This window comes from Mesorhizobium sp. M1066 (genome assembly GCF_040318635.1).
Lineage (GTDB): Bacteria > Pseudomonadota > Alphaproteobacteria > Rhizobiales > Rhizobiaceae > Mesorhizobium.
The window spans coordinates 617,221-643,701 of record NZ_JAMYMR010000001.1 but is presented as its reverse complement, the minus strand read 5'-3'; the positions used below and the strand labels follow the sequence as shown (position 1 = coordinate 643,701).

The following is a 26,481-nucleotide window of genomic DNA, read 5'->3' as shown; positions in this document are numbered from 1 at the left end:
TCGCACCGCAAGACTTGCCTTCCAACGAAGACGGAGAGTGGCACACCATCCGTTCGCGATTCAGTCGTCCAGCTTCTCGAGCGAGTAGCCGGCAGACCTGACAGTACGAATGACGCTACCTGGCGAGGCCGCCTTCAGCGCCTTTCTGATCCGGCTGATATGGACGTCGACAGTGCGTTCACCGACATGGATATTGTCCGGCCAGGCCGCGTCGATCAGCTCGTCTCGGCTGAAGACCTTGCCGGGAGCCTCAAGAAATTGCCGCAGCAGGTTGAATTCGAGAGGTCCGAGGTGGATGTCGTGGCCATTGCCGCGAACTCGGTGGGCATCGAGCTTCATCTCAAGGCTGCCGCAGCAGAGCCAGCTGCCATTTTCGATCCCGTTTGAACCCGGCTTCGGTAGCGCCAGCTTCGTGCGTAGATAGTCGAGCAGCATCGCCGGCGTGAAGGGCCGCACAAAGCTCTCGTCAATACCTGCCTTCAAGAGATCGAGCTGCTGGTTTTCGGCGCCGGGCGCGATCAGCGCAATAACCAGCAGGCCTCTGTTCCGGAACTCCGCCTTGAGCTGGGCACAGATGGTAGACCCTGTCGAGCTTGCCGGCTGGCAGTCCAGCACCACGGCCTGCGGCTCCCGTTCACTGGCTAATGCCAGCGCTTCCTCCACGCTTCTGGCCAGTTCAATCCTGAAGCCATCCACCCCCAGAATGTGGCTGTAGTACAGATACAACTCCGCATCTTGCGAACAGATCAGTACCCCTGGCTTCATCAGCGCTACCCCAAGAACCATATCGGCCCGGACCGCCTCAATTGAGAGGGCTGGCCACCGCATGTCCTCAAGACCTGACATGATCCCCTCGATCGAAAGTCGGTTGCATCACGCCCGCGCCACCTCGGGATGAGCCTCAATGGCTGCGGTGGCATCGCCGGCCAGTTTGGTACCGGCCGCGGCGAGCCTCCAGAACGTCTCGAAACCGAACCGGTGGACGTCGCGCAGGGTCTTTGACAGAACGACCAACCGCCCGGCTGTGAAGAGCACGCGCCCGAAGCCCTCATGGCTCATCTCCATCATCGGCGATGCCATCAGGCCCGTGCGCTCCTCAATCGCAAGCCCGACGGCGGTGTAGAACTTATCGAGCCTCCACAGCACGTCCGGATCGGGATCGCCGATGATTGGAATTGCACGGCGCTGTTCCCTGGTGATGATGAAGTCGCCCAGCAACTCGGCGTCCGATTTGCCTTCCCATGACCCGTGGGAATCATTGGCACGGATCAGCCGCACGAGGCATTTGACGAACGGGGTGGCAAGGGCCGCCTCGTCCTCGGTGGCGGCAGGGCTAACCTCGGCATCAGACATTTCGCTCACTCCTCATTTCAGTCCTCGTCCTCGAAGGAGGGTTTCTGTCCGGCGACACCTGCCTGCGCCAGCACCTTGCGCAGCCAAGGGGGAGGACACGTTCTGAGCATCATCTGCGTGCGCAACAGCACCTCTTGGATGGTCTGGGGCTGCGGCACTTTGATCGGATGAATCTTTGCGGAAACAAGTTTGGCTGCCGAAGGTCCGCCGATCGCCAGACAAAACAGCAGATGACAGCCCTTCAGCGCCTCCACCTTCGGGGTGATGCGGTCATCGCCCTCAGTTCGGCGCTTCCCGCTCTCGTCGGAAACGTCGTCGAAGGCCACGGCTTCGACGAGATTCCACTCCTCGCGCATCACGTCGTAGACAGCAAAGCGCCTGGCCGACCCGAAATGGGCGTTGAGGTTCTTCATGTCCTGCGTGGCGATTGCCACGCGCAATGCGCCGGCTTGGCGTTTCGGCGCCGGTGCGCGAACCTCGTCAGTGACGAGCGAGAGGCGACGAACGGAGCTCATCTGGGATTTCTCGCTTACGGAGTGGATCAAGCGCCTCAGGCGTCGGCGCGTGCCGGTTGGCTTCGAAAATGTTGGCAACCTCGAAGATCAGGTCGCGGGTCCCCTGGTAGAGGATTGTGAGCTTGTGCTGGGCCCCGAGCCGGTCGAAGATCGGGAAGCCGACCCGCATGAGCGGAATGCCGAGGCGCTGCGCCGCCTGGCGGCCGTGGGAATGAGTAACGAAAAGATCAGCGCCGGCGCCAAGAGCTTCCAAATCGCCGAGATCGCCAATTTGAACCGACTGCGCCGGTACTTCCTCCAGAATTTTCGACATAGCGGCCGTTGTGACCGCCGCCGCGATTTCGGAGCCCATTCCGATGAAGAAGCTCGCGAGTTGGTAGAGTTGGTCTGGTTCAGCAGCGATCGCAATTTTCTTGCCTCCAAAGCGGAAATGTCCGTCGAGCAACGCGTCCTGCAACTGCGCCCGGCGACGGCGCACCCCAACCGGCGCTGCCGCGCCCGAAACTGCGGATAGCAGCGAGACGAACCGGTCGGCGTCCTTCAATCCAGTCAGCGACCGGAACAGCACGTAAGGCACGCCGGTCAACCTCTGCAGCAGCTCGGCCGGGCGGCGCATATGCTCCCCGATCGCGACGCATTGCACAGCCATGCCAAGCTCGCGGATATCCTCGACGCTGGTGCCGCCATAGGTGGTCGTGACCCACCCGTCGGGCACCGTACCGTCGAGCGAGCCGGAGACGTCCGGCAGAATCACCGGCTTCAGTCCAAAGCTTTCAACCATCTCACGCAAATGCTCGATATCAGCCACAGTGAGGTTCCAGCCAGGCAGGATCACGATCTTCTTCGACTGCCGCGCCTGCTCGCCGGGCCGCGTAATCCTTTCGATCATCGCGGTGACAGCCTTGGCCCAGCCCTCTTCGATCGCGCCATCGAAATCCGGTGTGTTGGCCAGCACCACCTCCGTACCCGCGAGTTCTTCCCTGCGCTTCAGCCTGATATTGGCGATATCGCCTGCGCAGTCTTCACCCCGGGTTTCCACCAGCGCCGTGGTGCAGACCCCGATCAGCGTTGGCTTTGTGCGGGCCTTGAGATTGAGGATCGCCTCTTCCAGATGGTCTGCCCCGCCGAGGATCGTCGCCACCTCGTCCATCGCCGTCGTCTGCAAGGGGATGGCTTCCTTGAAATGTCGCACCAAGAGCACGAGCGCGAAGCTGGTGCACCCCTGGCTGCCGTGGAACAACGGCATCGCGCCGTCGACGCCAAGAAAGGCCAAGGCGGCACCCAATGGCTGCGATGACTTCAGCGGATTGACCGCCGCCGCTTTGGTCTGGGGAAGGATCCGGCCCATTGGCTTCCTCAACACTCGCCGAAATTGCCGGCCATCGTGCCGGCGAATTCCTGGACAACACGCAAGGTCGCGGTCTCGCTTTTCGTGCGCGGCAGTTCCTCCCTCACCGCAGGCTGGCAATCCCATGGTGCCGGCTCCCGCACCTGGTGCCAGATCGGGTTATGAATGGCGAGGTCGATCTGGCGTACGAGTTCAACCATGCCGTCATAGCCGGCGTAAGGATGTTGGCGCTCCTGGTTGATATCGAGCCAGGGTGTCTTGGCTTTCAGCGCGATGAACTGCGTGCGCCCGCCCGACAGCATGATATCGGCCTTGTGTTCTGAGAGCATGGCGTAAAGCTCGCGCGGCGCCATCTGCTCGAACATGTGGTTGTCGTCCTTGAGGATCTGCTTGATGCGCTCCTTGTCTTCGACGGTCGACTTCTTGACAGAGGTGCCAACGATCTCGATGCCGATCTCCATCAGCGCATGGACGACCGACCAGGACTTCACACCGCCGGTGTTGAGCAGCACGCGCTTGCCTTCGAGCCTCGGCCGGTAGGCCGCGAGCTTCTTCCAGGCGATCGCCTCCTCTTCTGCAATCAATGCCTCGGTGCGGCCGAGGATCTCCGGATCGGCACCCTTCTTCACGAGCAGCTGAGAGATCTGTCGGAGCGCTTCCGAGGTGTCGGTGATGCCGTAGAAGGAGCCCTCGAAAAACGGGACGTCCCAGCGCTGCTCCATCTTGCGGGCGAGATTGATGAGCGCGGTCGAGCACACCATCATAGCCGCCCGGGCGCGGTGCGCGGAAGCAACGTCGAGGTAACGCGCGTCGCCCGGAATGCAGGCGCGCACCCGGATCCCGAGCCGATCAAGGAGCGGCTTCACCAGCCAGAATTCGCCAGCGAGGTTGAATTCGCCAAGAATGTTGATGTCGTAAGGGCCGGCATCCTCGGGCTCGGCCGTGCCGATGACATGCTCGAGCAACGCCTCGCCGGCAAGCTTGTTGCCGAGATTCTTGGAGCCGACGAAGCCCGGCGCATTGACCGGCACAACGGCCAAGCCGAACTTTTCCGCCGCGCGCCTGCACACGGCCTCGATGTCGTCGCCGATCAGCGCCGTCACGCAGGTCGAATAGACGAAGATCGCCGGCGGCCCATACGCTTCCTTGATCTCGCGGATCGCTTTGAAGAGCTTCCGCTCGCCCTGCCCCATCACAACATTGAGTTCGGTGAGGTCGGTCGTGAAGCTTGTGCGCCACAGCGTTGGCCCGGACGAAGCCGCACCGCGGTTGTCCCAGGAATTGCCCTCGCAGGCGAGCGGCCCATGGACCAGGTGTGCGACGTCGGTGATCGGCTGCAGTACGATCTTGGCGCCATCAAAGGCACAGCCACCGGCCGCCGCTCCGGGGGTCAGTGGCTTCGAACAGCCCTTTTTGCGCGCCTTGGCAACCTTGTCGCGGTTCTGCTCGCAGGCGGGCTCATTGAAGACATCCTGGATTTTGGCTCTGAGCGAGGACATTGCGTCGGTCTCCAAAGTCCCTCGGGAAGACGATCGGCCAAAGCCGACCGTCAAGCTTAGCGGGTGAGGTCATACGAATAGTCCGTCACGCCCGTCTCGCTTGTCTCGCGATCGAGCTTGTCGAAGATCTTGTCCAGGATCGTCGTCAGTACGCGCAGCCCGCCTTGGTAGCCCATCAGCGCAAACCGATGGTGATGGTGGCGATCGAAGATTGGAAACGTCAGCCGGATCAGCGGCGTGCCCGTGTCGCGCTCCAGATACTTGCCATAGGAGTTGCCGATCAGCAGGTCCACCGGCTCGGTGAAGAGCAGCGAGCGCAATGCCCAGAGGTCCTTGCCCGCCCAGACTTGAGCACCGTTGCCGAAGGGCGATGATGCAAGCAGCTCCTTCAACTCTGCTTCCCACGCCGAGGTGCCGTTGGTGGCGAGGCAATGGGTCGGCTCGCCACCCGTTTCCATGATGAAGCGGGCCATGCCGTAGACAAAGTCTGGATCGCCGTAGATGGCGTATTTCTTGCCGTGCAGCCAGGATTGGCTGTCCGCCATGGCATCAACAAGTCGGCCGCGCTCCAGGCGGATTGCCTCGGGGATTTGCTTGCCGGAAATCGCGGAGACCTCCATCAGGAAGTCGTCGGTCGCCTGGACGCCGAGCGGGTAATGGAACGAGGCCGTCGCCTGCCCTACCCCCTGGCAATACTCGAGTGTTTTTCGGGTGTTGTAATGCTGTAGCGAAAATGTAGCCTCGGCGTTGAGTGCCTTCCTCACGTCTCCGATCTTCGTGCCGCCGTCATACATGCGGTATTCGCCGTCCGACGGCGTGTCGAACTGGTCAGAGGCGTCTTGGATCAAGGTATAGGACACGCCTATCAGGTCGAGCAGGCGCTTGAGTTCCCGGTTGTTGCCAACACAGAATCCGTCGAAGCCCGGAATGACGTTGATGGTCCCCTCGGCTTCCGTTCGCTCCTCGCCTTTCCAGAAATGCTCCAAAATGCCCTTGACCGTAACGTCATAGCCGTCGACATGGCTGCCGACAAAGGCCGGCGTGTGGGCGAAGGGCACATCGAAGTCGCGCGGGACCGAGCCTTCGTCCTTGGCGTTCTCGATGAAGCTGTGCAGGTCATCGCCAATGACCTCCGCCATACAAGTGGTCGAGACGGCGATCATCTTCGGGTCGTAGAGTTGGTACGTGTTGGCGAGCCCATCGACCAGGTTCTTCAGGCCGCCAAACACTGCCGCGTCCTCGGTCATCGAGGAGGAAACCGCCGAAGCAGGCTCCTTGAAATGGCGCGACAGGTGCGAGCGGTAATAGGCGACGCAGCCCTGGCTGCCGTGGACGAAGGACATGGTTCGCTCGAACCCTGCGGCCGCGAACACCGCGCCGAGCGGCTGGCAGGCCTTGGCGGGGTTCACGACAAGCGCTTCGCGAGCAAGGTTCTTTTCGCGGTATTCCCACGTCTTGGTGAATTCGCCTTGGTCGGTAACGATCTGGTCCGGGTGAGGACATTCGAAATTCAGCCTCTTCTCGGCGAGCATCTGCCTGTATTCCGGCTCGCGGAACAGGGGCGCGTGGTCGAGAACTTTTTCAGCCGACTGCGGCATGGGTGGTTACCTCTTTCCATCTGGCCCGCCATACGGCGGCACAGGGACGTCGAAACGTTTTCAGATCCCGCGGACAAGCGGCCACAGGCGTTCACGGCCTCCCGGCTTCCGGAAGGCCAGGGTTTCATTCGGCTGCGATCGCCGCCGACGGCTCGGCTTTTTTCTTCCAGGGGGCGTCGTAGAGGTTCCAGACCGGGTTGTTGATGGCCAGATCCATATCGCGCGCGAAGATGGCGAAGCCGTCGTAGCCATGATACGGGCCGGAATAATCCCAGGAATGCATTTGACGGAACGGTATGCCCATCTTCTGGACCGGGTACTTTTCTTTGATGCCGGAGCCCACGAGGTCAGGACGGATCCCCTCGATGAACTTCTCCAGCTCGTAACCAGTCACGTCGTCATAGATCAGTGTGCCCTTCTTCACGTAGTGGCCGGTGCGCTGATAGTCGTCGTTATGGCCAAATTCGTAGCCAGTGCCGACGATCACCATGCCCAGGTCCTCATATGCCGTGACGACGTGACGGGGGCGCAGCCCGCCGACATAGAGCATCACCGTCCTGCCTTCGAGGCGCGGCCGGTACTTGGCGATGACCGCATCGACCAGCGGCCGGTATTTGGCGATGACCGCCTCGGCCTTGGCCTCGATTTCCGGCCCGAAGTGCTTGGCTATCTTGCGCAGAGAGACTTCAGTCTGGGAGGGGCCGAAGAAATTGTACTCCATCCAGGCGATGCCATACTTTTCCTCCATGTGCCGGCAGATGTAGTTCATCGACCTGTAGCAATGGATGAGATTGAGTTTCGCCTTTGGCGCTCGCTCTATTTCGGCCAGCGTAGCGTCGCCCGACCAGTTGCCGACCACGCGCAGACCCATCTCTTCGAGCAGGATGCGCGAAGCCCAGGCGTCGCCGCCGATATTGTAGTCGCCGACCACATTGACATCGTACGGGCTGGCCTCGAACTCGATGGCCTTTTTCTCGAACACCCAGTCGCGGATCGCGTCGTTGGCGATGTGGTGGCCGAGGGATTGCGACACGCCGCGGAAGCCCTCGCAGCGCACCGGCACGATTGTCTTTTCGTGCTGCTTGGCCTTGTTGCGGGACACGGCTTCCGTGTCGTCGCCAATCAGGCCGATCGGGCATTCGGATTGCACAGTCATGCCCTTGTTCAGCGGAAACAGTTCCTCGATCTCGTCGATGATCCGTTCGAGCTTCTTGTCGCCGCCGAAAACAATGTCCTTCTCCTGGAAATCGGAGGTGAACTGCATCGTGACGAACGTGTCGATGCCGGTCGTGCCGACGTAGTAGTTGCGGCGTTGAGACCAGGAATATTGCCCGCAGCCGACCGGCCCGTGCGAGATATGGACCATATCCTTGACTGGACCCCACACCACGCCTTTCGAGCCGGCATAGGCGCAGCCGCGAATCGTCATCACGCCGGGGATGGACTTGATGTTCGATTTGACATCGCATTCGGAAAGGACCTCGCTTTCCTCGCCAGCCTCGTCGCCGCTCTTTGCAACGCTGAGGTGCTTTTTGCGGCGCTTCGCCGACTTGTCAGGATATTGCGACAGCACCTCCTCGATAAGCTTCGCATGGAGGGCACCGTCATTTTCGTATTCGAGGCTCATGGGACCCCTTTCAAGGTTCAGGGTGACGCCTCACCGACGAGGCGCCGTTCTTTGAAAGGCGCACCAGGTAAGGCGGCGCCTCATGTCGGCAGCAGTCGCTACTGTGCGGCAGTCTTGGCCGCTTCCTTGCCCTGAAGCTCGGCAAGCATCTGCTCGTCGGTCTTCATGATGCCGAAGTCGAGCAGCATGTCCTCGAGCTCCTCCATGGTGATCGGGGTCGGGATGGTGCCCTGGCCCGAATTCCCGTGAATCTTCTCGGCCAGCGCCCTGTATTCCCCGGCCTGCTTGGAGTCCGGCGCATACTGGATCACAGACATCTTCCTGAGCTCGGCGTGCTGGACGATGTTGTCGCGCGGCACGAAGTGGATAAGCTTGGAATTGAGCCTGGAAGCCAGCGCTTCGGCGAGGTCGAGCTCGCGGTCGGTTTGGCGCTCGTTGCAGATCAGGCCGCCGAGCCGCACGCCGCCCGAATGGGCGTATTTCAGGATGCCCTTGGCGATGTTGTTGGCGGCATAGAGCGCCATCATCTCGCCGGACATGACGATATAGATTTCCTGGGCCTTGTTCTCGCGGATCGGCATCGCGAAACCGCCACACACCACATCCCCGAGCACGTCGTAGGAGACATAGTCGACGTCGTCGTAGGCGCCGTTCTCCTCGAGGAAGTTGATCGAGGTGATCACGCCGCGGCCGGCGCAGCCGACACCCGGCTCGGGTCCGCCCGACTCCACGCATTTGATGCCTTTGTAGCCGACCTTGAGCACGTCCGCGAGTTCCAGGTCTTCCACCGAACCTTCCTCTGCCGCGAGATGCAGGACCGTATCCTGCGCCTTCGCGTTCAGGATCAGGCGGGTGGAGTCGGCTTTGGGGTCGCAGCCGACGATGAGGATTCTCTGCCCGAGGTCGACAAGGGCGGCGAGCGTATTTTGGGACGTGGTGGACTTGCCGATGCCGCCCTTGCCGTAAAAGGCGATCTGACGCAAACCTGACATGTAGCTTTCCTTCCTTCGTTCCATTCATCGCGGCTGCCGCGACATGAATGCCGGTCGGGCAGCTGTAGCCGCCTCGCACCTAAGGATCTCAAGACTCGTGCCAACTTGGCTGATCCAACCGAAGAATAATTTCATGGTTGCTTTTCAGGGGTTTAGCTTGAGTTCCAAGAAAGGATCGTCGGAACAGCCCGTGTAGCGGACGCGACATTGGCGACACAAAGCGTCGGATCGCGATCCTCAGTCACCGAATTCGTTTGCACCGCGTCGTTATGTTGAAGTGGACGAACAGCATCTCAACCTACTTGCGGGAAGCTGCGAAACTTTCTGTGCCAGCGAGCTGACGTGCTTCGTCTCGCGTGTCCAAGTGGACACTCCGCCGACTTTGCGCGCGATCCTAGCATGCCACCGATCCACGGCCACTCATCCGGGGCACGGGCGAATAGTTCCGCTATATCAACCCGAGGGACTCGGTTTACTTCTCGGCGCAGGAGTTCAGTATCGGCGTCATCGCCTTCACATGTTCGTCGATCCGCTCGAGCACTTTCGCTGCGACGACATCACGCTCAGGCAGATGCCACCAGTATTCGTTGACGAGTTTGACCGTCTCGACCACTGCCTTCAGGACTGCTGGCTCCGGAAGCCGTGCACGGTTCGCAAATGCTTTCCATCGCGGTGCTGCTAGCGCCTTGAACGAGCGCTCTCCTCCAAGCGACAGCGCCATGGCGTCGGCGGGAATATATGGCACGGTGGACAGGACGTCGTAGATTGGTGAAAGCGCCGGCTTGTCGCCGTTACCGGGATAGATCAAAGACCAGTTCTTCAGGTGCATGTCGCCATTGCCGGTGATGACGGTCAGTGCCAGGCGGCGGACGAACTCGAGAGCCGCCGTAGGCGAGACGGCCACGCCAAGAGCCAAGGCTATGTCGTGATAAGCAGCCCCCTCATATTTGCGCGAGGGGTATACACCGAAGACCTGAGCGAAATCCTCGATGTGTATCCTCTCGCCACCGGCGCCGCGATCGAAGCGTTTGACGAGAAGGACCTTGCCGTCAGACAGCGTGTTGAATTCTTCGGGAACGCCCTCAAAATCGGACTTCTCGACCAGTTCGCATTCAGGAACTTCCATGCCGATTGCTGCTGCCAGCGCCAGGTTGGCGAATTCGTTCTCGGAAACGCCCGGAAAGGCCGTCGAAGGGAACTTGGCAATGTACCGGCCCTGCTCGTCGTCCATTGGCAAGGTAAGGCCGCCGCCTTTTCCAATGTTCTTCATGACCGACAACTTCATCTGCACGCCGGCAAGCGAGAACCGTGCCTTGGGCTGATCCTTTGAAGCGTCCTGTGAAACCGCTATCGCGCCGTCACTGGGCAACGCCCGTACGGCTCCCGGCAGATCGGCGCCCAGCGCCGCTAAAAGGTCGAAATCATTGCCTGGCCGCACATTGCCTTCGTGGTGCCTTTCCATCGCCTCGCGCAATTTCTCCTCCGGCAGGAGGTTCGCGAAGAAAGCGGGCAAGGCGCTTGCCACAGGCTTCGGATCTTTCCGCAATCCTCCCGTCGCTGCCCGAAACGACAGGCTGAGAACCGGAAAGCCGCCCGTCGCGCGGTAGGCCTCATCGAAGTTGAATGCATTGAAATCGCCCGGCGTCCTAACGAGTGTGCCGACCTTCACTGCGTTCAAGAGCACGTCCAGCGACGGGATCGTCTTAGGTGCGAGCAAGACTGGAGCCATGATCGTCATCGTCAGGTTGAGAAACAAAGGCGGGTCGATCGTCATCATCATGCGGACGCAATAGAGCCTGGACAGCCGGCACCATGACTTGCGGAACCAGCATCATTTCCAGACCGAGCGCGCGAGCGATATTCATGAGCGTTGTTGCACGCGCGGCTGCGGCTCCCTTTTCGATGTCGCGATATCGGGGACGGGATATACCCGCCAAATCAGCGACCTGCTCTTGCGTCATCGCAGCGGCCAGCCTCGCCTGCCTGAAAAGCCCACCGATTTCCCGTAGAATTTCCGATTGAGAGTCCATATGATATGTAAAAGATCCATTCCAATGCCAGATGATATGGCAGCGTATCTTATTTAGCGATCGAGGTCAACGTGTTAGGATCTGTTCGCGTATCATGCATCAGACAAATGATACGTAAAAAGATCAATCATCCTGCCTTTTGGCGCCCCCGACGGTGGACGCCGTCCGAAGCTGACGCCCGATCAGCGCTCCGAAATCATCGGAATGTTAAATCAAGGGGTCCGGCGGCTGAAATCGCTCGTCTCTTCTGTTCATACGGCCGGCCGCGCTGACTGGGGGTCAATGTGATCGCCACTCCTTGATGGCAATGGCTTTGTACCATCTGCTCCTGCCGGCCTCCCGCCGCACCTGGTGTTCCGGCCCTTTCAGGGGCTCAGCGCGGTTCGCGTGACCGATCACTGGATCAAGCATCGACATAGCCGTCGAATACCCTTTGCTCTCGGCTGTCCGTTCGAGCATGGCGGGGCGCCTCCCTGATCACGAAGCAGCACCCGAACAAGCCCGCGACCAGCGCGAATCCCCCGCTTCCGAGACTTTCTCACTCAGTAAACTAGGCGCCCGCCGCCACGTGCGCGCGACGCCTGCATCAACCGGCGGGCAGATGCGCCGAGGGCAACAAGCGCGCCTGACGCAACGCCACCAGATCAGCCGAGCCGGTGCAGAAGCAGGCGACGGCCAACTGGCGGATGACGATCTCGAAATGCGCGACAACGGCCTCGGTGGATACCGTAGCCGCGCGCAGCACGCCGGCTGCCTGCCCGGCGATGTCCGCGCCCAGGCGGATGGCCTTGGCTACGTCGACGCCGTCGCTGATCCCGCCCGACGCGATCAGCTTCACCGCTGGCAGCGCCCGACGTACCGCCTGCACGCTGGCCGGGGTCGCAATCCCCCAATCCGCGAATGCCATTGCCACTGCGCGGTCGGCGGCATCGGGGGCGCGCTCGCCCTCCACCGCGGCCCAGCTGGTGCCGCCGGCGCCGGCGACATCGATCACCGCCACCCCCGCCTCGACGAGTGCACAGGCCACCGAGGCGGACAGGCCCGACCCGACTTCCTTGGCCGCGATCGGCACGCCGACACTGCGTGCGGCGCGAGCGATCTGCGCCAGGACGCCGCGCCAGTCGCGGTCGCCCTCCGGCTGTACCGCTTCCTGCAGTGGATTGAGATGGACAATGAGTCCATCGGCCTCCAGTGCATCCACCGCCCGGCGCGCCAGGTCCAGGCCGTCGGCCTCGCGCAGTTGCGCGGCGCCGATGTTGGCCAGCAATGGAACGTCTGGGGCCAGGCGGCGCAGCGCGCGCGTCAGCCCATGGGAGTTGGGGGATCGCAGGCTCACGCGCTGCGAACCGACGCACATGGCGATCCCCAAGGCTTGCGCTGCCTCGCTCAGATGGCGGTTAATGGCCTCGGCGCGTGGCATGCCGCCGGTCATGGAGCTGATCAGCAGCGGCGCGCGCATGGTCTTGCCCAGCAGCGAGGCGCTCAGGTCGATCTGCGTCAGGTCCAACTCGGGCAATGCGCAGTGTTCGAAACGAATGTACTCCCAGCCAGCGGCCTTGGCCCGTGCCGTTCGCCGATCCAGCACGATGTCCAGGTGGTCGTCCTTGCGCCGGCTCAACTTGGTGTCGCTGATGCTCGCTCCTTCCGCGTCATCGGGCGACGGCGTTGCGTCGGATCGGACCGACGGCAGCGCGCGGACGCCGCCGTCTCCCGCGCGTTCAGGCCGGCGCACGCTCGCCTCCGCCCGCAGCGTCGCTGCGGTAGCGACTGGTTGAGGTCTCGTAGTACTGCGCGCGGATGGCCGCCATGGCTTCGATCAGCGGTCCCCACGGCGGGGGAAAGCGTTCTTGCGCCATCACCCGGTGCAGCATGCGTGTGTGGCCAGCCAACTCGTCCTTGAGGAACTCCACCACAGGCATGGCTGGATACCGCTGCAGCAGCAGGATCGCCGCGTTGTCGGCCTCGCCGGCCGATCTATCCTTTTCGCGTCCATGCAGGTCGTTCTGCAAGCGCCCTATCGCGGAGATGAGCCGCAGGACCTGGCGAAACGCCGGATGCGCGCGCAAGGTCGCCATGCCCAGCCCCCACAGCAACGACAGGCAACAGAACACGTTCGTGTAGGCGATCGAATCGATGCCGTTGTGCAGGTACTCGGCGTACGACCAGCGCTGCGCCCCTGCCGCCTGCGCGTGTCCGGCGCGCAGCGCCGCGCAGTAGCACCGGGTATCGTGGAGAAGCTGAGCATAGTCGCGACGATCGTAGGCGAGCGCGGCGAGCGAAGTGCGCAGCACAGCACAGCCCTCGAATCCGGGAAGCGCGCACGGCACACCCTGCCCCAGCGCCTGCTCCACCGCGGCGAGCTGCTCCGGCGCGATCAGGCCAAGGTCGTTGCAATCGTCGAGCCAGAAGAGCAGCGCCAGCTCGCGATAGAACGCCACGATCAGCGTTTCGTCGAGCGGATCGCGGCCGGTGCGGGCGCTGGTGTCCCGCAGGCTCGGATGGATGCGCTGCAGGATATACTGGCCGCCCCTGACTGCTTCCACGCCATGCTCGTCGGCGAACCCGGTCAGGGAACGCCCCCACTCCAGCACCTGCTGCAGCGCGCGATCGGTCGGGATCATGGCCCCGCTCCTGCTCCCTCGGCCGAGACGCGCCGCCCCCAACGAAGCGCCAGCCACAACCCGGCGAGTTCGGCCACGCGCACCACCCGAGTGGGGCAATACAGTTCCTTTCCGATCCACAGCGGCGTCTGGGGCAATTCATGCGCCGCGTGGCGGGCGAGCATCCACTTCAGCGCACGCCCTACCGCCTGCGCGATGCGCCGGCGCCCTGCCGGCTCTTCGCTCCCGTCCATCACGTGCAACGCGAACAGCGCATAGGCGGTTTCCTCGAATGTGGACGGGCAACCGGCGCCCCAGCCGCCGTCGTCGCGCTGCGTCCGCAGCAGCCCCGCCAGCGCGCGCTCGTCGCGCCACTGAGGCTTGCCTTGCGCGAGCGCAGCGACCGCATGCGCGGTGGGATAAAGCCACGAAACGTGCCATTTTTCGTTGTCCCATACACCGTGGGCGTTGCGATTGGCCTGGACGTAGGCGCTGGTGCCGGCCGCGGGTTTTCCCAAGATTCGCAACGCATGCAGGGCATGGATGTTGGTCGACACCGAGGCATTGCGCTCGCCCGGGAAGGTGACGAACAGCTCGCCGGTTTCGAACTGGCGCAACGCGTCGGCCGCCGGGTCGCGGCCTGCAAGGCGAAGGACGCACAACGCAACGGCGGTGTCGTCCGCATCGGCCGCGAAGTGCAAGGCAGGGCCCAGACCGCGGACTCCGAGGCGGGCGTCGAGTTGCGCGATGATCACTTGCACCGCCTCGGCGAGCGCGGGATGCGCGAACAGACCGGCCAGATGCAGGGTGTACAGCGACCAGCATGGCTCGAATACATTGATCGGCCAGACATTGGGAACGACACCTTCAATGCCGGTGCGCGTTGCCCGCGATGCCGCCTGCAGATACCCGTCGGTGCGCCCGACCTGCGGCGTTCTTCCCTGTGTCACGGCGTGCGCACGCCACGCGGCGGTGGCCGCCGGACTGATGCCGATGCTGCCGTCGTCGTCCGGGCATGCGGTGGCCGGCGACGTCCCCCAGGCTTCCCAGGAGTGCAGCAACGGATGGCCGCTCGGCAACGTCGCCACAGCCCCCAGCTTGGCCAGGCGTGCTTGCCGCAACGGCAACAGCGCCGGGTGGCGCGCAAACGCCACGCCGCCCAGCAAGGATGCGGCCTCGTCGCACAACTGCGGCAGGATCAGCTCCGCGCCGATGGGCGCGTCTTCCGGCACCGCATGCGCGTAGGCATCGGGCTGGCGCTCGAGGAACCGGATTGCAGCCTGGACTGCGTCGGCGGCGCCGGGAAGAGGATCGGCACGCTGCAAGGCCAGCAACGCCGCCCACGTGGGCGCATGGCGAAACAGCGGGAAGTCCGCACTTCCCCATCCGCCATCGGCCTGTTGCTGCGCGATGAGCCACGCGTATGCGTCCTGCCGACCGGTGACGTTGCCGTGGAACTGCAGAGCTCGCGCCGTGTCGTAGACGGACGGACCGATGCTGCCGCCGTCGCTCATCTCGCTCAGCAGGTGGCGCAATTCGGAAAGGATCTGTTCGGACAGCGCGTTCACGCGGGATGTTCCTTCTGCAGAGGGCTAACGAGAACAGAAACGGGCAGACGCCGCGCACGTCGCCGCCGACACGGACACAGTGCAGCATGCAGCGCCCGCCGGCCGATCGCAGCAGCACAGGGGCGAGTCCTTACGGATGCGCACGCTCATGCGTATGGCGCGGACAGATAGAGGTTGGCCCGCTGCAGCATCTGCGCCAACCCTTCCGCACGCGGCCCCAGAGGGGCGATGGCCTCCCCGGCGTCGTGCAACAAGTACAGGGCGAACTGGCGCGCAGCCTGCAGCCCCATGATCGACGCGCAGGTCGGCTTCTGCGCCGCCGCGTCCTTGCCGGGGGTCTTGCCAAGAGTCGCGGTATCCGCCGTCGCGTCGAGAATGTCGTCGGCCACCTGCAACGCCAGGCCGAAACAGGCGGTGTAGCGATCGAGCGCAGCATACAGCGCAGCGTGCGCGGCATCGTCCGCGATGGAGTATAGCGCGCCCATGCGAACCGACGCGCGCACTAGCGCTCCGGTTTTCATCCCATGCATCGCCAGGATCCTGTCCAGCCCGGCATGCTTTCCGACCAACGACAGATCGATGGCCTGCCCGCCTGCGGCACCCTCGGCGGACACCGCCTGCGCCAGTTCGCGCACGAGCGCGATACGGTTGTCGCCCGGCGCATCCAGGCTCGCCAGGGTGAGGAAGGCGTGGGCCTGCAGCGCATCGCCGACCAGGATCGCAGTGGCTTCGCCAAACTTTACGTGCACGGTCGGAAGGCCGCGGCGAAGCACGTCGTCGTCCATCGCGGGCAGGTCGTCGTGGACCAGGGTACAGGCGTGCATCATCTCGATGGCGGCGCAGACGTCGTCGAGCATGTGCGCCGGCGTGCCCGCCAGTGCGCCGGCAGCCAGACAGAGCAAGGCGCGGGTGCGCTTCCCGCCATGCAAGGTGGCGTAGCGCATGGCCGCCATCAGCTCTGTCTTACCGTCGTCTTCGGCGCAGAGCAGACGCCCCAGAGCCTGTTCGACCCGCTTTGCGCCGTCCTGCATCCAGATCTCCGGGAGCAGCCCGCCAGAGGCGCCGCGCGCCTGCGCGCCCAATCCGCCGAATGCGGAAACGCCAATTCGGTCGCGTGGAGTGGAACCGGTCTGCATGTTGTTGATGTCCTTGTAGCTGAGACGGCCACGGCGAGCACAAGTCGTCACGGTGTTGCCGGCGTCACACGAGTGCGTGCGCTGAGTGCAGCAATGCCGCGCCCCGCCGGCGCCGCTGCCTTGCCACACAGGGCATGCGATGCCAGCTCATGAAAAGCCTATTCGAATTTTCATTGACGGATGTGCGGTCGGGTAATAGCGCCGGCCCTTTTCGACGTCGCTCAGCAACTGCGGCCGCACCCCGGCCTTGTGCATGGTCAGCGCCAAGGCGATGCAGAACTGCACCATTTCCAGCCATACCAGGTGGTAGCCGATGCAGACGTGTGGGCCGGTACCGAACTGCAGCATGTCCACGGGCCGGATCGGCTCTGTGCGTAGCAGCCACCGCGCCAGGCGGAACTGATCAGGCGCCTCGTGCAGCAGCGCCGAGGTCGAGAAATGCAGCAGCGGGATGCATAGATGGGTGCCCGCGGGAATGCGCCGTTGGCCGAGTTGCAATTCCTGCAGCGCGCGACGCGGCAGGAGCGTGGTCGCCGGATGCAGGCGCAGTGTCTCGCGAAACAGCGCCTCGGCGACCGGACACTGCGCCAGATCCGCGTGCCGGGTCGGCACCGCGCCCACGCGTTGCGCCTCCTCGACCAGGGCGTCCCACAGCACAGGCTGCCGCGCCAGCTCGATCACAATCCAGGCCATCGTCGAGGCAGTGGTGTCGTGACCGGCAAGCAGCAGCAAGCGAATATTCGCGATCAGGACGTCATCGGAGAGCGGACCGTCGCTGCGGTCGAAGGCGCTCACCATGTCGTTGATCAGCCCGGTGCGCGCGGCATGCGCGCGCGCATCGCGGACGAACCGGCGCAACTGCGCGTCGATCCAGTCGCGGGCGGCACGGCCGCGCCGCAAGGGCAGTCCGGGCAGGTCGACCGGGGGGGCTACGATCAATTGCAGCAATTGCCGGTACTTGCGATGCCATCCCGGCAGATCCTGCGCGGGGATTCCCATGAGGCTGAAGATGAGCTTCAGCATCAGGTCCCCGGTTTCGCGCAGGATGGTTACCTCGCCGCGGGCGCGCCACGCCTGCACCCGCGCCTGGATGACGGGCGCGAACAGGTCGCCGATCCCGGCCTGGGTCAGTCCCTTGGGCAAGAACGCTGCCTTGATGGCATCGCGCGCCTGCCGGTGCGCGCCGCCGTCCAGGGCAACCAACGTTCCGCCAAGCAATTCGGGCGCGATCTCTTCGATCAGCGCCGAGGACACGTCCTTGTGCTTGAGCAGTGAGAAAGCGTCCGGATCCACACAGGTCATCAGATGTCCGGCAGGGCCGAAATCCAGCCAGAAGTGGCTGCCCAGCGTCCGTTCTGCTCGCTGCAGCAGGCGCGGCAGGTCGCAGACAATGGCGGGAAGATGCCCGACCAGGGGGAAAGCGCCAGGCATGACCGGGATGTCGCACCGCAGCCGGTGCCGACGGTTCAGCGGGTTGAGCAGCATGTCCATCAGCAGCGCGCCGCCGCCGCCGATTCGGTGTCGCCGACAGGGCGCGCGGCGCAGCTGTTGCCGCCGTCGGCGTATGTCGGCACATGCGCCAGCATGCCGCCATCGATGCACACGACTTGGCCGGTGATGAACGCAGCATCGTCGGAGAGCAGGAACGCCACGAGCGCGGCCACGTCCTCGGGGCGGCCGACGCGCTGCAGGAGCTGATGCCGGCGCAGATGCAGTTGCATGCATTCGTCCAAATTGGCGAGGAGACGCTCGGTCATGATAAGACCCGGCGCAACCGCGTTGCAGCGGATCTGCGCATGACCGTACTGGGTGGCGAGCGAAGCCGAGAGCATGTTCATCGCCGCCTTCGACGCGGCGTAGGACGTTTGCGCCGTGTCACCGCTGAGCCCCTGGCACGACGACATGTTGACGATCGCGCCACCGCCGCGGGCGATCATCCGTGGGATGGCCTGCCGGCAGCAGAGCAGCGTGCCGCGCAGATTGGTCGCCATGGTCTGGTCCCAGACTGCCAGGTCCAGGTCGAGGATCGCGCGGTCGCGCGGGGTCAGATGCATGGCGCTCGCATTGTTCAGCAGCAGGTCAACCCCCCCAAAGTGCCGCTCCGCCGTCTCGAACAGCGCTGCCACAGCCTGCTCATCTGCGATATCCATGGCTATGGCCAGCGCGTGGCCTGCTTCGGCCGCGATCTGCGCGGTGCAGGCGATGGCCGCCGAGCCATCAATGTCGGCCACCACCACTCTGCCGCCCCCGCGCGCGATGGCGAGAGCGCATGCCTTGCCGATGCCGGCGCCAGCGCCGGTCACCACGGCCACCTTGCCTTCAAACCGTCCCATCGTGTCTCCTGAATTGCATCGGTCTTTCGCAGCATGCCGCTGGGCCTGCTCCGGAGAAGGCGCAGGGTCGGCGCTGGCGCGCTCGTCATGGCCAGCGTCGCTTTCGGTGACACGAATGGCGGCGACCGGGCACTGGTTGGCCGCAAGCCGCACGGCGGCGTGCAGCGCCTGCGGGACCGTCGCCACGCACACTTCGGCCACGCCGTCCGGTTCGCGCTGGCGAAAGGTGCCCGGCAGCGTCAGCACGCACTGCCCGGTCGTTCCGCACAGATCCTGATCGACCACGACGCGCATCTCAGCTCTCCTGCCCATGCAGCCGTACCGGCAGCGCGCGGAATGTCCTAAGGAACGCGGAGGGCTCCCGGGTCGGCTGCTCGGCCAATGCCAGCGTGGGGAAGCGCGCCTGGATCCGCGGCAGGCTTTCGGCCAATTGCACCCGGGCCAGTTGCGCACCAAGGCAGAAGTGGATGCCGTGGCCGAAGGTCAGCATGATCTTCCCGTCGATCGACATGCCAGGACTGGTGCCGCAGAACCGCACGGGATCGAAGCGATCGGGATCGGCGAAGGCGTCCGGGTCGCGATTGCCGGCCGCGATCAGCACGCGCACGTCCGCGTTCTTCGGGATCACCACGCCGCCCATTTCGATGTCGCGCTGGGCGATACGCGGAATGGAGCTGAACATGGCGGGCGCGTCGTAGCGCAGGGCTTCTTCGACGAATGCCTTCACCCCCACGGCATCTCCCTGCAGCCAGTGCCGCTGTTCGGGATACGCCAGCATCGCCAGGACAGCATGGCCGATGGCCGCAGCAGTGGTGGCGAAGCCGCCCAGCAGCATACCCCACAGCATGCTGATCAACTCCGCATCCGACAGCATGTCGGCATCGTCGTCGTGTGCGCCGACCAGCATTGACACGATGTCGTGGCGGGAATCGATACGCTTGCGCTGTATGAGGTCGCCGAAGTAGGCCTGCACCCTGGCGCTGGCCGCGTCCGCCGCGGCGAGCTGGGGATCGCTGGCGTGCGGGCTCAGGCCTTCCAGAATGGCGCTGATGCCGCCGACGAGCCCCAACATGTCTTCCCGGGGCATGCCGAACAGTTCGCCGAAAACCAGCATGGGCAAGGCCAGCGCGAATTCCTGATGCAGGTCCACCGCCTCCCCGCGCTCCAGCGCGGGCGCCATGCCGTCCAGGCGCGCCGCGACGATGCGAGCGATGGTCGGCCTCAGCTTGTCGATCTGGCCGATGGTGAAATCTCGCGAGATCAGCCGGCGCAGACGCGTATGCGTTGGAGGTTCCTTCATCGCTAAAGTGGACGCCAGCAGACTTAGCGACAGGCTGGTCGCCGCACGCGGGAAATAGCGCGCCAGTTCGCCTGGCGCCGGCCCCCGAAAAGCATCGCCCGTGGCCTTGAGCGCCCAGTAGATGTCGGCGTGGCGGCTCAACAGAAAGAGGCCCGACGCCGCGCGATGTACCGGATCGTGCTCGCGCAACCACCGCATGAATGGGTACGGGTCCTGAATGCACGCTGGCGACGCCAGTTCGGCGAAGGCGTCCCGGCATGATGCCATGGTGTCTTGCACGTCCATCTTGGTCACCTGTTGGCTGGCTGATCTGATCGGCGCGGCAGGCGCGCCGGCAATTCGAGAACATCGGGATTCCTGGTGGCGTCCGCGTATCACCAGAGCACCGGGAACTCCTCGAACCCGCCAGTGATGATCTCCTTGCGCAACTTCAGTTCTTCGGGCGCCACGGCCAGGCGCAGCGCGGGAAAGCGCTGGAAGATCGAACCGAACACCGCCTTGAGTTCCAGCCTGGCCAGCGCCAAGCCGACGCAGTTGTGGGGCCCGTAGGAGAACGCAAGGTGCGGGTTTTCGTCACGTCCGATGTCGAAGATTTCCGGGTCGTCGAAATGGCGCGGATCGAACGACGTCGCCGGCAGGCCGACCAGCACCTTGCTCTCCGCGGGAACATGCATGCCCGCGATGGTCACGTCGGTCCTCGGATAGCGCATGATGCCGTCCCAGCCGGCGCCCGGCGGGTACATGCGCAGGATTTCCTCCACCGCCTTGTCCACCAGGGATGGATCGCCGACCAGGCGTTCGCGCTGTTGCGGATGGCGGAACATGGCCAGCAGGCCGAATTCGATCTGCGCGACGGTGCTCTCGTGCCCCGCAACCAGCATGCCCGCCGCCAGGCCGATCGCCTCTTCCTCGGTCGCCTTGCCCTGGTCGACCGCCGCGAGCAGATCCGTCAGCACGTTGTCGCCCGGATCCTGGCGCTTGTCCCGCATCTTGCCGCGAATGTAGGCGCGGAGTTCTTCCCAGGCCAAGCGCGACGCGCTTCGCGGGCCGCTTTCATGCTGGTGCGTCATCACCTCGTCGGACAGCCCGGCGAAAAAGGCGTGATCCTCGTAGAGCACGCCCATCAGCGCGCCAATGACCATGGCGGGAAGCGGAAAGGAGAGGTGGCGCCGCAGATCGGCGGGCTGGGGCTGGGCCGCCAGCGTCTCGAACAACTGCGCGGCGATCGCCTCGACCTGCTGCGCGAGCAGCTTCACCCTGCCGTTGCTGAAGGCCGGCGCCACGATCGTGCGTAGCCGCGTATGCTCGCCCCCCTCGTGCGAGACCAGCCATCCTGGCGAACCGAGAATCACCGAATCGGGGGTGAATGCCGCCGGCGGCATTCCCGCGGGCCGGAACGCCGCGTCGGACAACACCGCCTTGGCCTCGTCATAGCCTGTCACCCACCAGCCTTCGTGCCCGGACGGGAAGCGCACGCGGTGGATCGGACCGTTGGCCCGTAGCGCCAACATCTCGGGCGAGGGCTCAATGTGATCGACGCGCCACATCGGCAGCGTCGGCAAAGATTGTTCGGGCATGGTGGCACTTCACTCGGTAGAGATGGAAGGGCGGAAGGTGACCGGCGGACGCTGCGGCGCGAAGACCTAAGACGGCATGTAGACGACGTCGTCCGGAGGCAGACCGATTATCAAGATCGGCTAACGCGTAACTGTCTAGGCAGATCACGCGGCGAGATGCAGAACATTATCCTGCACCTTCCAGGTCAGGATAAAGTCGGTGTGGTGGGCCTTTGACTCGCCGCCAGCCAAGATTTCCTGCGCAAGGGTCGACAAGGCCAACGCGCTGTTTGGTAGGGCGGTTTCGCCGAAGGCCCCCTGCTGTTAGACGCTATCCGACGCGGATTTGACATTTTGCTTTTCTTTCTTCGCTCCATTCGTGTCACCCACGAAATGAAAGTCGGTCGGCGGCTCCCGGCCCGCAACGAAGGTGCTTCAAATCTCGTGCCAATTTGGCCGCAGCAGAAAAAAATCGTGGCAGCTTCTCAGCGGCTTAGCCTGAGGCCGGAGAAGAGCTCGGCGAAATAGGCCGGCGTCGCGGACGAAACGAAGGCGACAGAACGTGTCGGATAGTACGCGCTGGTCGACCTTTCGGTCGGGCCTGCGACATTCTGGTCCAGTTTCGAACATAAGAGGGCGGCAAACAGACAGGATTGGGGAATTCGATCCTCACGGCGCCAAGGCGCTTGCCCAAGAGCGCGCGCTCATGTTGCTGCGACAGGCGCGTGTTCGCGATAGCCGTGCCTGCGCACCCATGAACGCTAGCGGCACACGCTACGACTGGAGTGCCCGCCAGCCTCAGGTAGTGCATCGGCTCGGCTTCCGGTTCTTCTTTGCCCAGCCGGGGCTGAAGCGCCGAATATCCGCCGTTGTTGCCTATGTGACGAGGCGGCATAGCGCGCGCCCGATCTTCTAAGACACGGCCTCCGAGAAGAAGGGGCGGTCCAACAGCACCTCTATTTGAAATGGCACGCCGCTTGCTGCTCCTGGTTAGAGCACCATCAAATCACGATGAAAGCGACTTGCACCATGACCGACGCGCGAAGCTCTAGACAGTGGTCTGAGGAGACGGTGCCCGTTCCCGCTGAACATCGGGACATCGTCTCCTCCGGAAGGCCGTTCTCGGTGGCTGCTTCGCGCATGGCTGGTCCGATGCCGGCACGCCAACACGGGCCGCTCGCGCAAATGCCGTTTACCGGTTCGGTTCAGCATGTGAGTGCCCAAGGGCCCCGTCAAAGGGTCACCCAAGCCAAGGCCGGCGGGTCACTGCCACATATCGACAAGACGCTGAACCAGTCTAGTGACCCGAGTCTGCGTGAAGTGACATTTCAGGCCCCCACATGCTCGCGATATTGGCTACTTCCGGCCGCTATCCCTTTTCCAAACGCACGATCGTGGGTGACCGATCCCGCTTGCGGCGCCATAGCCGTGGAAAGCAAGCGGCTCGACGTCTCCATCTCGCTCAGATCGATTGCGTTCGGGTGGCCAAGACACCGCCAAGACGTTCCCATACGTCGGGAGGGATAAAGGAGGTTGCGAGCCGCGAGGCCCTCATTCCATGCCCGGCATACGAGCCTTAGCTCGGTATTGCGCCAGCCTCTGCCAGAATTCAGCGCGCCAGTTTCTACTTTTGCAGGAGCAAATTAATGACAGTTCAAAAGAAAGTTCCCTTCGTCACCTTTCTCACGCGTGTTCACGATAAGTCAGTCCAGGGGCCAAATCCATATCGCTGGGAAGAAAAGACATCTGACGACTACTTTTCCGGCAAGCGGGTCATCCTGTTCTCGCTGCCTGGCGCCTTCACCCCGACCTGCTCGACCTACCAATTGCCCAAGTTCGAAGAGCTCTATGATGAGTTTGCGAAGCAGGGAATTGACGCGATTTACTGCGTCTCAGTCAACGATGCCTTCGTCATGAATGCGTGGGGGAAGTCCTTGGGCCTGAAGCAGGTCGAGCTCATCCCCGATGGCTCAGGCGAGTTCACACGCAAAATGGGCATGCTGGTCGCCAAGGACAATCTCGGCTTCGGGATGCGCTCCTGGCGCTACGCCGCCCTGATCAACAATGGCGTGGTGGAGCAGTGGTTCGAGGAGGAAGGTTTCTCCGACAACTGCGAGGCCGACCCGTATGGCGTCTCATCCCCGCAAAACGTTCTCGAAACGCTGAAAGCCGCCGCATGACCTAGCAAACGTCCCATTGGTGCCATTGCCGGCCCCAAGGGGCTCCTCGACAGGATTATCCCGCTCACCATGCAATCCTCAGCAAGCCTGCTTCAGCGCCAGAAGCAATCCATGGTCGCATCGCCTCAACTGATTGAGTCGATTCGCTTGCTGCAACTGGCGCATCCTGAACTGCATCAGTTCGTGGAGCGGGAAATCGAGAAGAACCCGCTCTTGGAATCTGCATCAAACGATGGCGGGCCTTTTGACGACGTTTCGATTTCGGGAGCGGATCAGCCTGTCGGCCCTGGCACAAACGCCGTTGAAGGACCGACCGGGGCAGGGTCGCCTGAACGGCTCGGGCAATGGAAATCACTTGGCAACACGACCAACAACCCCCCGGGCAATGGCCCTTCCCTCGACGAGTTTGCCACCCTCGCCGAAACATTGCACGACCATGTCGCTCGTCAGATCGCCCTCACTGCGTTCACACCACAGGAGCGGTTGATCGCTGGCCAGCTTGCCGCCGATCTGGAAGACACTGGCTATATTCGGGCAAACCTTTTGGAGCTGGCCGAGAGCCTGAATGTCCGTGAGGCTGTTGTGGAACGGGTTCTCGGAACCTTGCAGCAATTTGATCCACCGGGAGTTTTTGCGCGAAGTCTCAGAGAATGCCTCGAGATCCAATTGCGCCAGCGAAACCGGCTCGATCCGGCAATGGCAGCTTTGGTTGCCCATCTTGAAATGCTTGCACGACGCGATTTTGAGGCACTGAAGCAGCATTGCGGCGTCGATGAAGAAGACCTTCTCGACATGATGCATGAGATTCGGGCGCTCGATCCCAAGCCTGGGAACCGATTCCAATCCGGTGCGTCTGAATCAATCATACCCGACGTCTGGGTCACGCCCTCGCCTCAAGGCGGGTGGCAGATCGAACTTGATCCCGCCACGCTGCCAAAGCTGCTGATCAACCAAAGCTACTATGCCGAAGTCTCGCGTCAAACTGCCCAAAATTCGAAAGATCAAGCATTTCTCGACGAATGCTTGCAAAACGCGAACTGGCTAATCCGCAGCCTCGATCAGCGCGCCAAGACCATTGTTAAGGTTGCGGCTGAAATCGTGCGTCAGCAGGATGCCTTTTTGGAACATGGCGTCGCCCACCTGCGGCCTCTCAATCTTAGAACCGTCGCTGACGCGATCGGCGTGCACGAGTCGACGGTAAGCCGGGTGACCTCGAACAAGTACATGCTTACCCCGCGCGGAGTCTTTGAACTGAAGTATTTTTTCACCGTCGCGATCGCGTCCTGCCAAGGCGGCGACGCGCACTCCGCCGAAGCTGTCCGGCATCGGATCAAAGCGATCATTGCCGCAGAATCTCCCGGCGACGTGCTTTCCGATGAGGACATCGCTGTCCGGCTGAAGGAAACCGGCATCGATGTTGCGCGCCGCACCGTCACAAAATATCGCGAAGCAATGAACATCCCCTCCTCCGTGCAACGCCGCCGGGAAATGCGCTTGTGTTTTTAGATTTGGGTCAAGGCAGCCAACATCACGTTGCATTGCATCAAAGTGGAGACTTCGTTCATGACCCAATCTGCAGCAGGTGTCATGGACGCTGTTCTGCACGACCCAGAAAAGCCCGTCCCACCGTCTGGTCCCGCATGGGGTGCGGTCATTTCGCTTTCCTTGGGCACCTTCGGGCTGGTCACGGCAGAGTTTCTGCCTGTCAGCCTGCTCACGCCCCTCGCGCATGATCTCGGTATCAGCGAGGGAGCCGCTGGACAGGCGATGACGGCGACAGCTATCGTCGGGGCGATCTCGGCGCCGACGGTGGCCATTATCACAAAGCGCCTGGACCGCAGGACCGTCATGTGGACCATGACGCTGCTGCTGATCCTGTCGGACGTTCTGGCGGCCGGCGCGTGGTCGCTGGCGGCTCTCCTGACTGCACGCGTCGTGCTCGGCATAGCGCTCGGAGGCTTCTGGTCGATGTCGGCAGCACTGGCGATGCGGCTCGTTCCAAGCCACCTCCTGCCGCGCGCCATGTCGATCATCCTCACCGGCGTTTCCGTAGCTACCGTCTGCGCAGCTCCAATCGGCGCTTATGTCGGCGATATCTGGGGATGGCGAAGCGCCTTCATGCTCGCCGCAGCCGGCGCCGCCGCTACACTGCTCGTGCAACTCATAACCATTCCGAGACTGCCTCCGATTGGAGTGGCTAGCTTCCGCAGCATGCTGGATGTGGCCAAGATTCCGATGGTCAAAATTGCGCTTTTGGTCGTCCTGCTGGTCGCTTCCGGCCACTTCGCCGGAATCACCTATATCCGCGCCTTCCTCGAGAAGATTCCCGCGCTGGATGTAGAAACGATCTCGCTTGTGTTGCTTGCTTTTGGCATCGGCGGATTCTTCGGCAATTTGGCCGGCGGGCTTCTGGCCGAGTACAGTCTCAAGGCAGTCGCGGCCCTTGCACCGCTGCTCATAGCGATAGCCGCTGTTTCTCTGCTGATGGCGGGAGCATCGGCCTTGGCCTCGGCGATTGCGGTTGCCGCGTGGGGCTTTGCCTTCGGCGCGGTGCCGGTAGGATTGCAGACGTGGATGGTGCGGCGGGCCGTCCCCGAGCACGCCGAAAGCGCCGGTGTGCTGATGGTCGTAGCGTTCCAAGTGGCAATCGCAGCCGGCGCGATTTTCGGCGGAGTATTGGTGGACAATGCCGGGATTACCAGTGCCATTGCCTACAGTGCTATTGCCACGTTCGCCGCCGCCCTGACAGTGTTCCTGCTCGGCCCGAAGCGCGAAACCTAGACCGCCTGGCAGAAGAGGCCTCAGCAGCGCAGCGGGACGAGAGATGCGATGCACGGCGCGGCGCG

The 26,481-nt window shown here is 63.1% G+C and carries 21 protein-coding genes and 1 pseudogene; 3 read left to right on the top strand and 19 right to left on the bottom strand.

Annotation, left to right across the window (positions count from 1 at the left end; all coding sequences use genetic code 11):
* Positions 1-60: 60 nt before the first annotated feature.
* The 19 genes and pseudogenes from NKH52_RS02900 to NKH52_RS02810 all read right to left on the bottom strand — a co-directional run bounded on the left by NKH52_RS02900 (position 61) and on the right by NKH52_RS02810 (position 21,476).
* On the bottom strand, positions 61-846 hold the full coding sequence (locus NKH52_RS02900; protein ID WP_352657357.1) for a response regulator transcription factor: 786 nt from the start codon (positions 844-846) through the stop codon (positions 61-63).
* A gap of 27 nt (positions 847-873) precedes the next feature.
* Complete coding sequence (locus tag NKH52_RS02895; RefSeq protein WP_352657355.1) at positions 874-1,353, bottom strand: NifX-associated nitrogen fixation protein; 480 nt, start codon at positions 1,351-1,353, stop codon at positions 874-876.
* Positions 1,354-1,370: 17 nt separating this feature from the next.
* On the bottom strand, positions 1,371-1,868 hold the full coding sequence (gene nifX / locus NKH52_RS02890; RefSeq protein WP_352657353.1) for a nitrogen fixation protein NifX: 498 nt from the start codon (positions 1,866-1,868) through the stop codon (positions 1,371-1,373).
* Positions 1,834-3,216, bottom strand: coding sequence for a nitrogenase iron-molybdenum cofactor biosynthesis protein NifN (gene nifN, locus NKH52_RS02885; protein ID WP_352657350.1), 1,383 nt, complete (start codon positions 3,214-3,216; stop codon positions 1,834-1,836). Before nifN ends, nifX begins: the two co-directional genes overlap by 35 nt.
* A gap of 8 nt (positions 3,217-3,224) precedes the next feature.
* The gene (gene nifE / locus NKH52_RS02880; RefSeq protein ID WP_352657347.1) at positions 3,225-4,715 is read right to left on the bottom strand and encodes a nitrogenase iron-molybdenum cofactor biosynthesis protein NifE; all 1,491 of its coding nucleotides are present in this window, start codon (positions 4,713-4,715) and stop codon (positions 3,225-3,227) included.
* A gap of 56 nt (positions 4,716-4,771) precedes the next feature.
* Positions 4,772-6,313, bottom strand: coding sequence for a nitrogenase molybdenum-iron protein subunit beta (nifK, locus tag NKH52_RS02875; protein WP_352657344.1), 1,542 nt, complete (start codon positions 6,311-6,313; stop codon positions 4,772-4,774).
* 124 nt (positions 6,314-6,437) lie between these two features.
* Positions 6,438-7,940 (bottom strand): nitrogenase molybdenum-iron protein alpha chain, encoded by a 1,503-nt coding sequence (gene nifD / locus NKH52_RS02870; protein ID WP_352657341.1) that lies wholly within the window; start codon positions 7,938-7,940, stop codon positions 6,438-6,440.
* Between the two features lie 98 nt (positions 7,941-8,038).
* Positions 8,039-8,932 carry a nitrogenase iron protein gene (gene nifH, locus NKH52_RS02865; protein WP_352657338.1) on the bottom strand — a complete coding sequence of 298 codons (894 nt, stop codon included), beginning with the start codon at positions 8,930-8,932 and terminating at the stop codon, positions 8,039-8,041.
* A 472-nt stretch (positions 8,933-9,404) separates the two neighbouring features.
* Positions 9,405-10,661 carry a type II toxin-antitoxin system HipA family toxin gene (locus tag NKH52_RS02860; protein WP_352657387.1) on the bottom strand — a complete coding sequence of 419 codons (1,257 nt, stop codon included), beginning with the start codon at positions 10,659-10,661 and terminating at the stop codon, positions 9,405-9,407.
* Positions 10,636-10,962, bottom strand: coding sequence for a helix-turn-helix domain-containing protein (locus NKH52_RS02855; RefSeq protein ID WP_352657335.1), 327 nt, complete (start codon positions 10,960-10,962; stop codon positions 10,636-10,638). Before NKH52_RS02855 ends, NKH52_RS02860 begins: the two co-directional genes overlap by 26 nt.
* 586 nt (positions 10,963-11,548) lie before the next feature.
* Positions 11,549-12,652, bottom strand: coding sequence for a type 2 isopentenyl-diphosphate Delta-isomerase (gene fni / locus NKH52_RS02850; RefSeq protein WP_434221481.1), 1,104 nt, complete (start codon positions 12,650-12,652; stop codon positions 11,549-11,551).
* Positions 12,653-12,680: 28 nt separating this feature from the next.
* Positions 12,681-13,583: a terpene synthase family protein gene (locus NKH52_RS02845; RefSeq protein ID WP_352657332.1), complete on the bottom strand. Its 903-nt coding sequence runs from the start codon at positions 13,581-13,583 to the stop codon at positions 12,681-12,683.
* Positions 13,580-15,130, bottom strand: a complete 1,551-nt coding sequence (locus NKH52_RS02840; RefSeq protein ID WP_352657329.1) for a hypothetical protein — start codon at positions 15,128-15,130, stop codon at positions 13,580-13,582. Before NKH52_RS02840 ends, NKH52_RS02845 begins: the two co-directional genes overlap by 4 nt.
* 146 nt (positions 15,131-15,276) lie before the next feature.
* Complete coding sequence (locus tag NKH52_RS02835; protein ID WP_352657327.1) at positions 15,277-16,266, bottom strand: polyprenyl synthetase family protein; 990 nt, start codon at positions 16,264-16,266, stop codon at positions 15,277-15,279.
* 147 nt (positions 16,267-16,413) lie between these two features.
* On the bottom strand, positions 16,414-17,757 hold the full coding sequence (locus NKH52_RS02830) for a cytochrome P450 (RefSeq protein ID WP_352657324.1): 1,344 nt from the start codon (positions 17,755-17,757) through the stop codon (positions 16,414-16,416).
* Complete coding sequence (locus NKH52_RS02825) at positions 17,757-18,599, bottom strand: SDR family oxidoreductase (RefSeq protein WP_352657381.1); 843 nt, start codon at positions 18,597-18,599, stop codon at positions 17,757-17,759. The genes NKH52_RS02830 and NKH52_RS02825 overlap by 1 nt, the downstream gene beginning before the upstream one ends.
* A gap of 168 nt (positions 18,600-18,767) precedes the next feature.
* Positions 18,768-18,893 (bottom strand): annotated as a pseudogene (locus NKH52_RS02820) (ferredoxin); the annotation flags it as partial.
* A gap of 1 nt (position 18,894) precedes the next feature.
* Positions 18,895-20,184, bottom strand: coding sequence for a cytochrome P450 (locus NKH52_RS02815; RefSeq protein ID WP_352657321.1), 1,290 nt, complete (start codon positions 20,182-20,184; stop codon positions 18,895-18,897).
* A gap of 89 nt (positions 20,185-20,273) precedes the next feature.
* Positions 20,274-21,476 carry a cytochrome P450 gene (locus NKH52_RS02810; protein ID WP_352657317.1) on the bottom strand — a complete coding sequence of 401 codons (1,203 nt, stop codon included), beginning with the start codon at positions 21,474-21,476 and terminating at the stop codon, positions 20,274-20,276.
* A 1,625-nt stretch (positions 21,477-23,101) separates the two neighbouring features.
* Between NKH52_RS02810 and NKH52_RS02805 the strand changes: the two genes are divergently transcribed.
* The 3 genes from NKH52_RS02805 (at position 23,102) to NKH52_RS02795 (ending at position 26,416) form a co-directional block, all read left to right on the top strand.
* Positions 23,102-23,635 carry a peroxiredoxin gene (locus NKH52_RS02805; RefSeq protein ID WP_352657314.1) on the top strand — a complete coding sequence of 178 codons (534 nt, stop codon included), beginning with the start codon at positions 23,102-23,104 and terminating at the stop codon, positions 23,633-23,635.
* A gap of 69 nt (positions 23,636-23,704) precedes the next feature.
* A complete protein-coding gene (rpoN, locus tag NKH52_RS02800) occupies positions 23,705-25,141 on the top strand; it encodes an RNA polymerase factor sigma-54 (RefSeq protein ID WP_352657312.1) in 1,437 nt (478 codons plus the stop codon).
* Positions 25,142-25,198: 57 nt separating this feature from the next.
* Positions 25,199-26,416 carry an MFS transporter gene (locus NKH52_RS02795; protein ID WP_352657309.1) on the top strand — a complete coding sequence of 406 codons (1,218 nt, stop codon included), beginning with the start codon at positions 25,199-25,201 and terminating at the stop codon, positions 26,414-26,416.
* Positions 26,417-26,481: the final 65 nt, after the last annotated feature.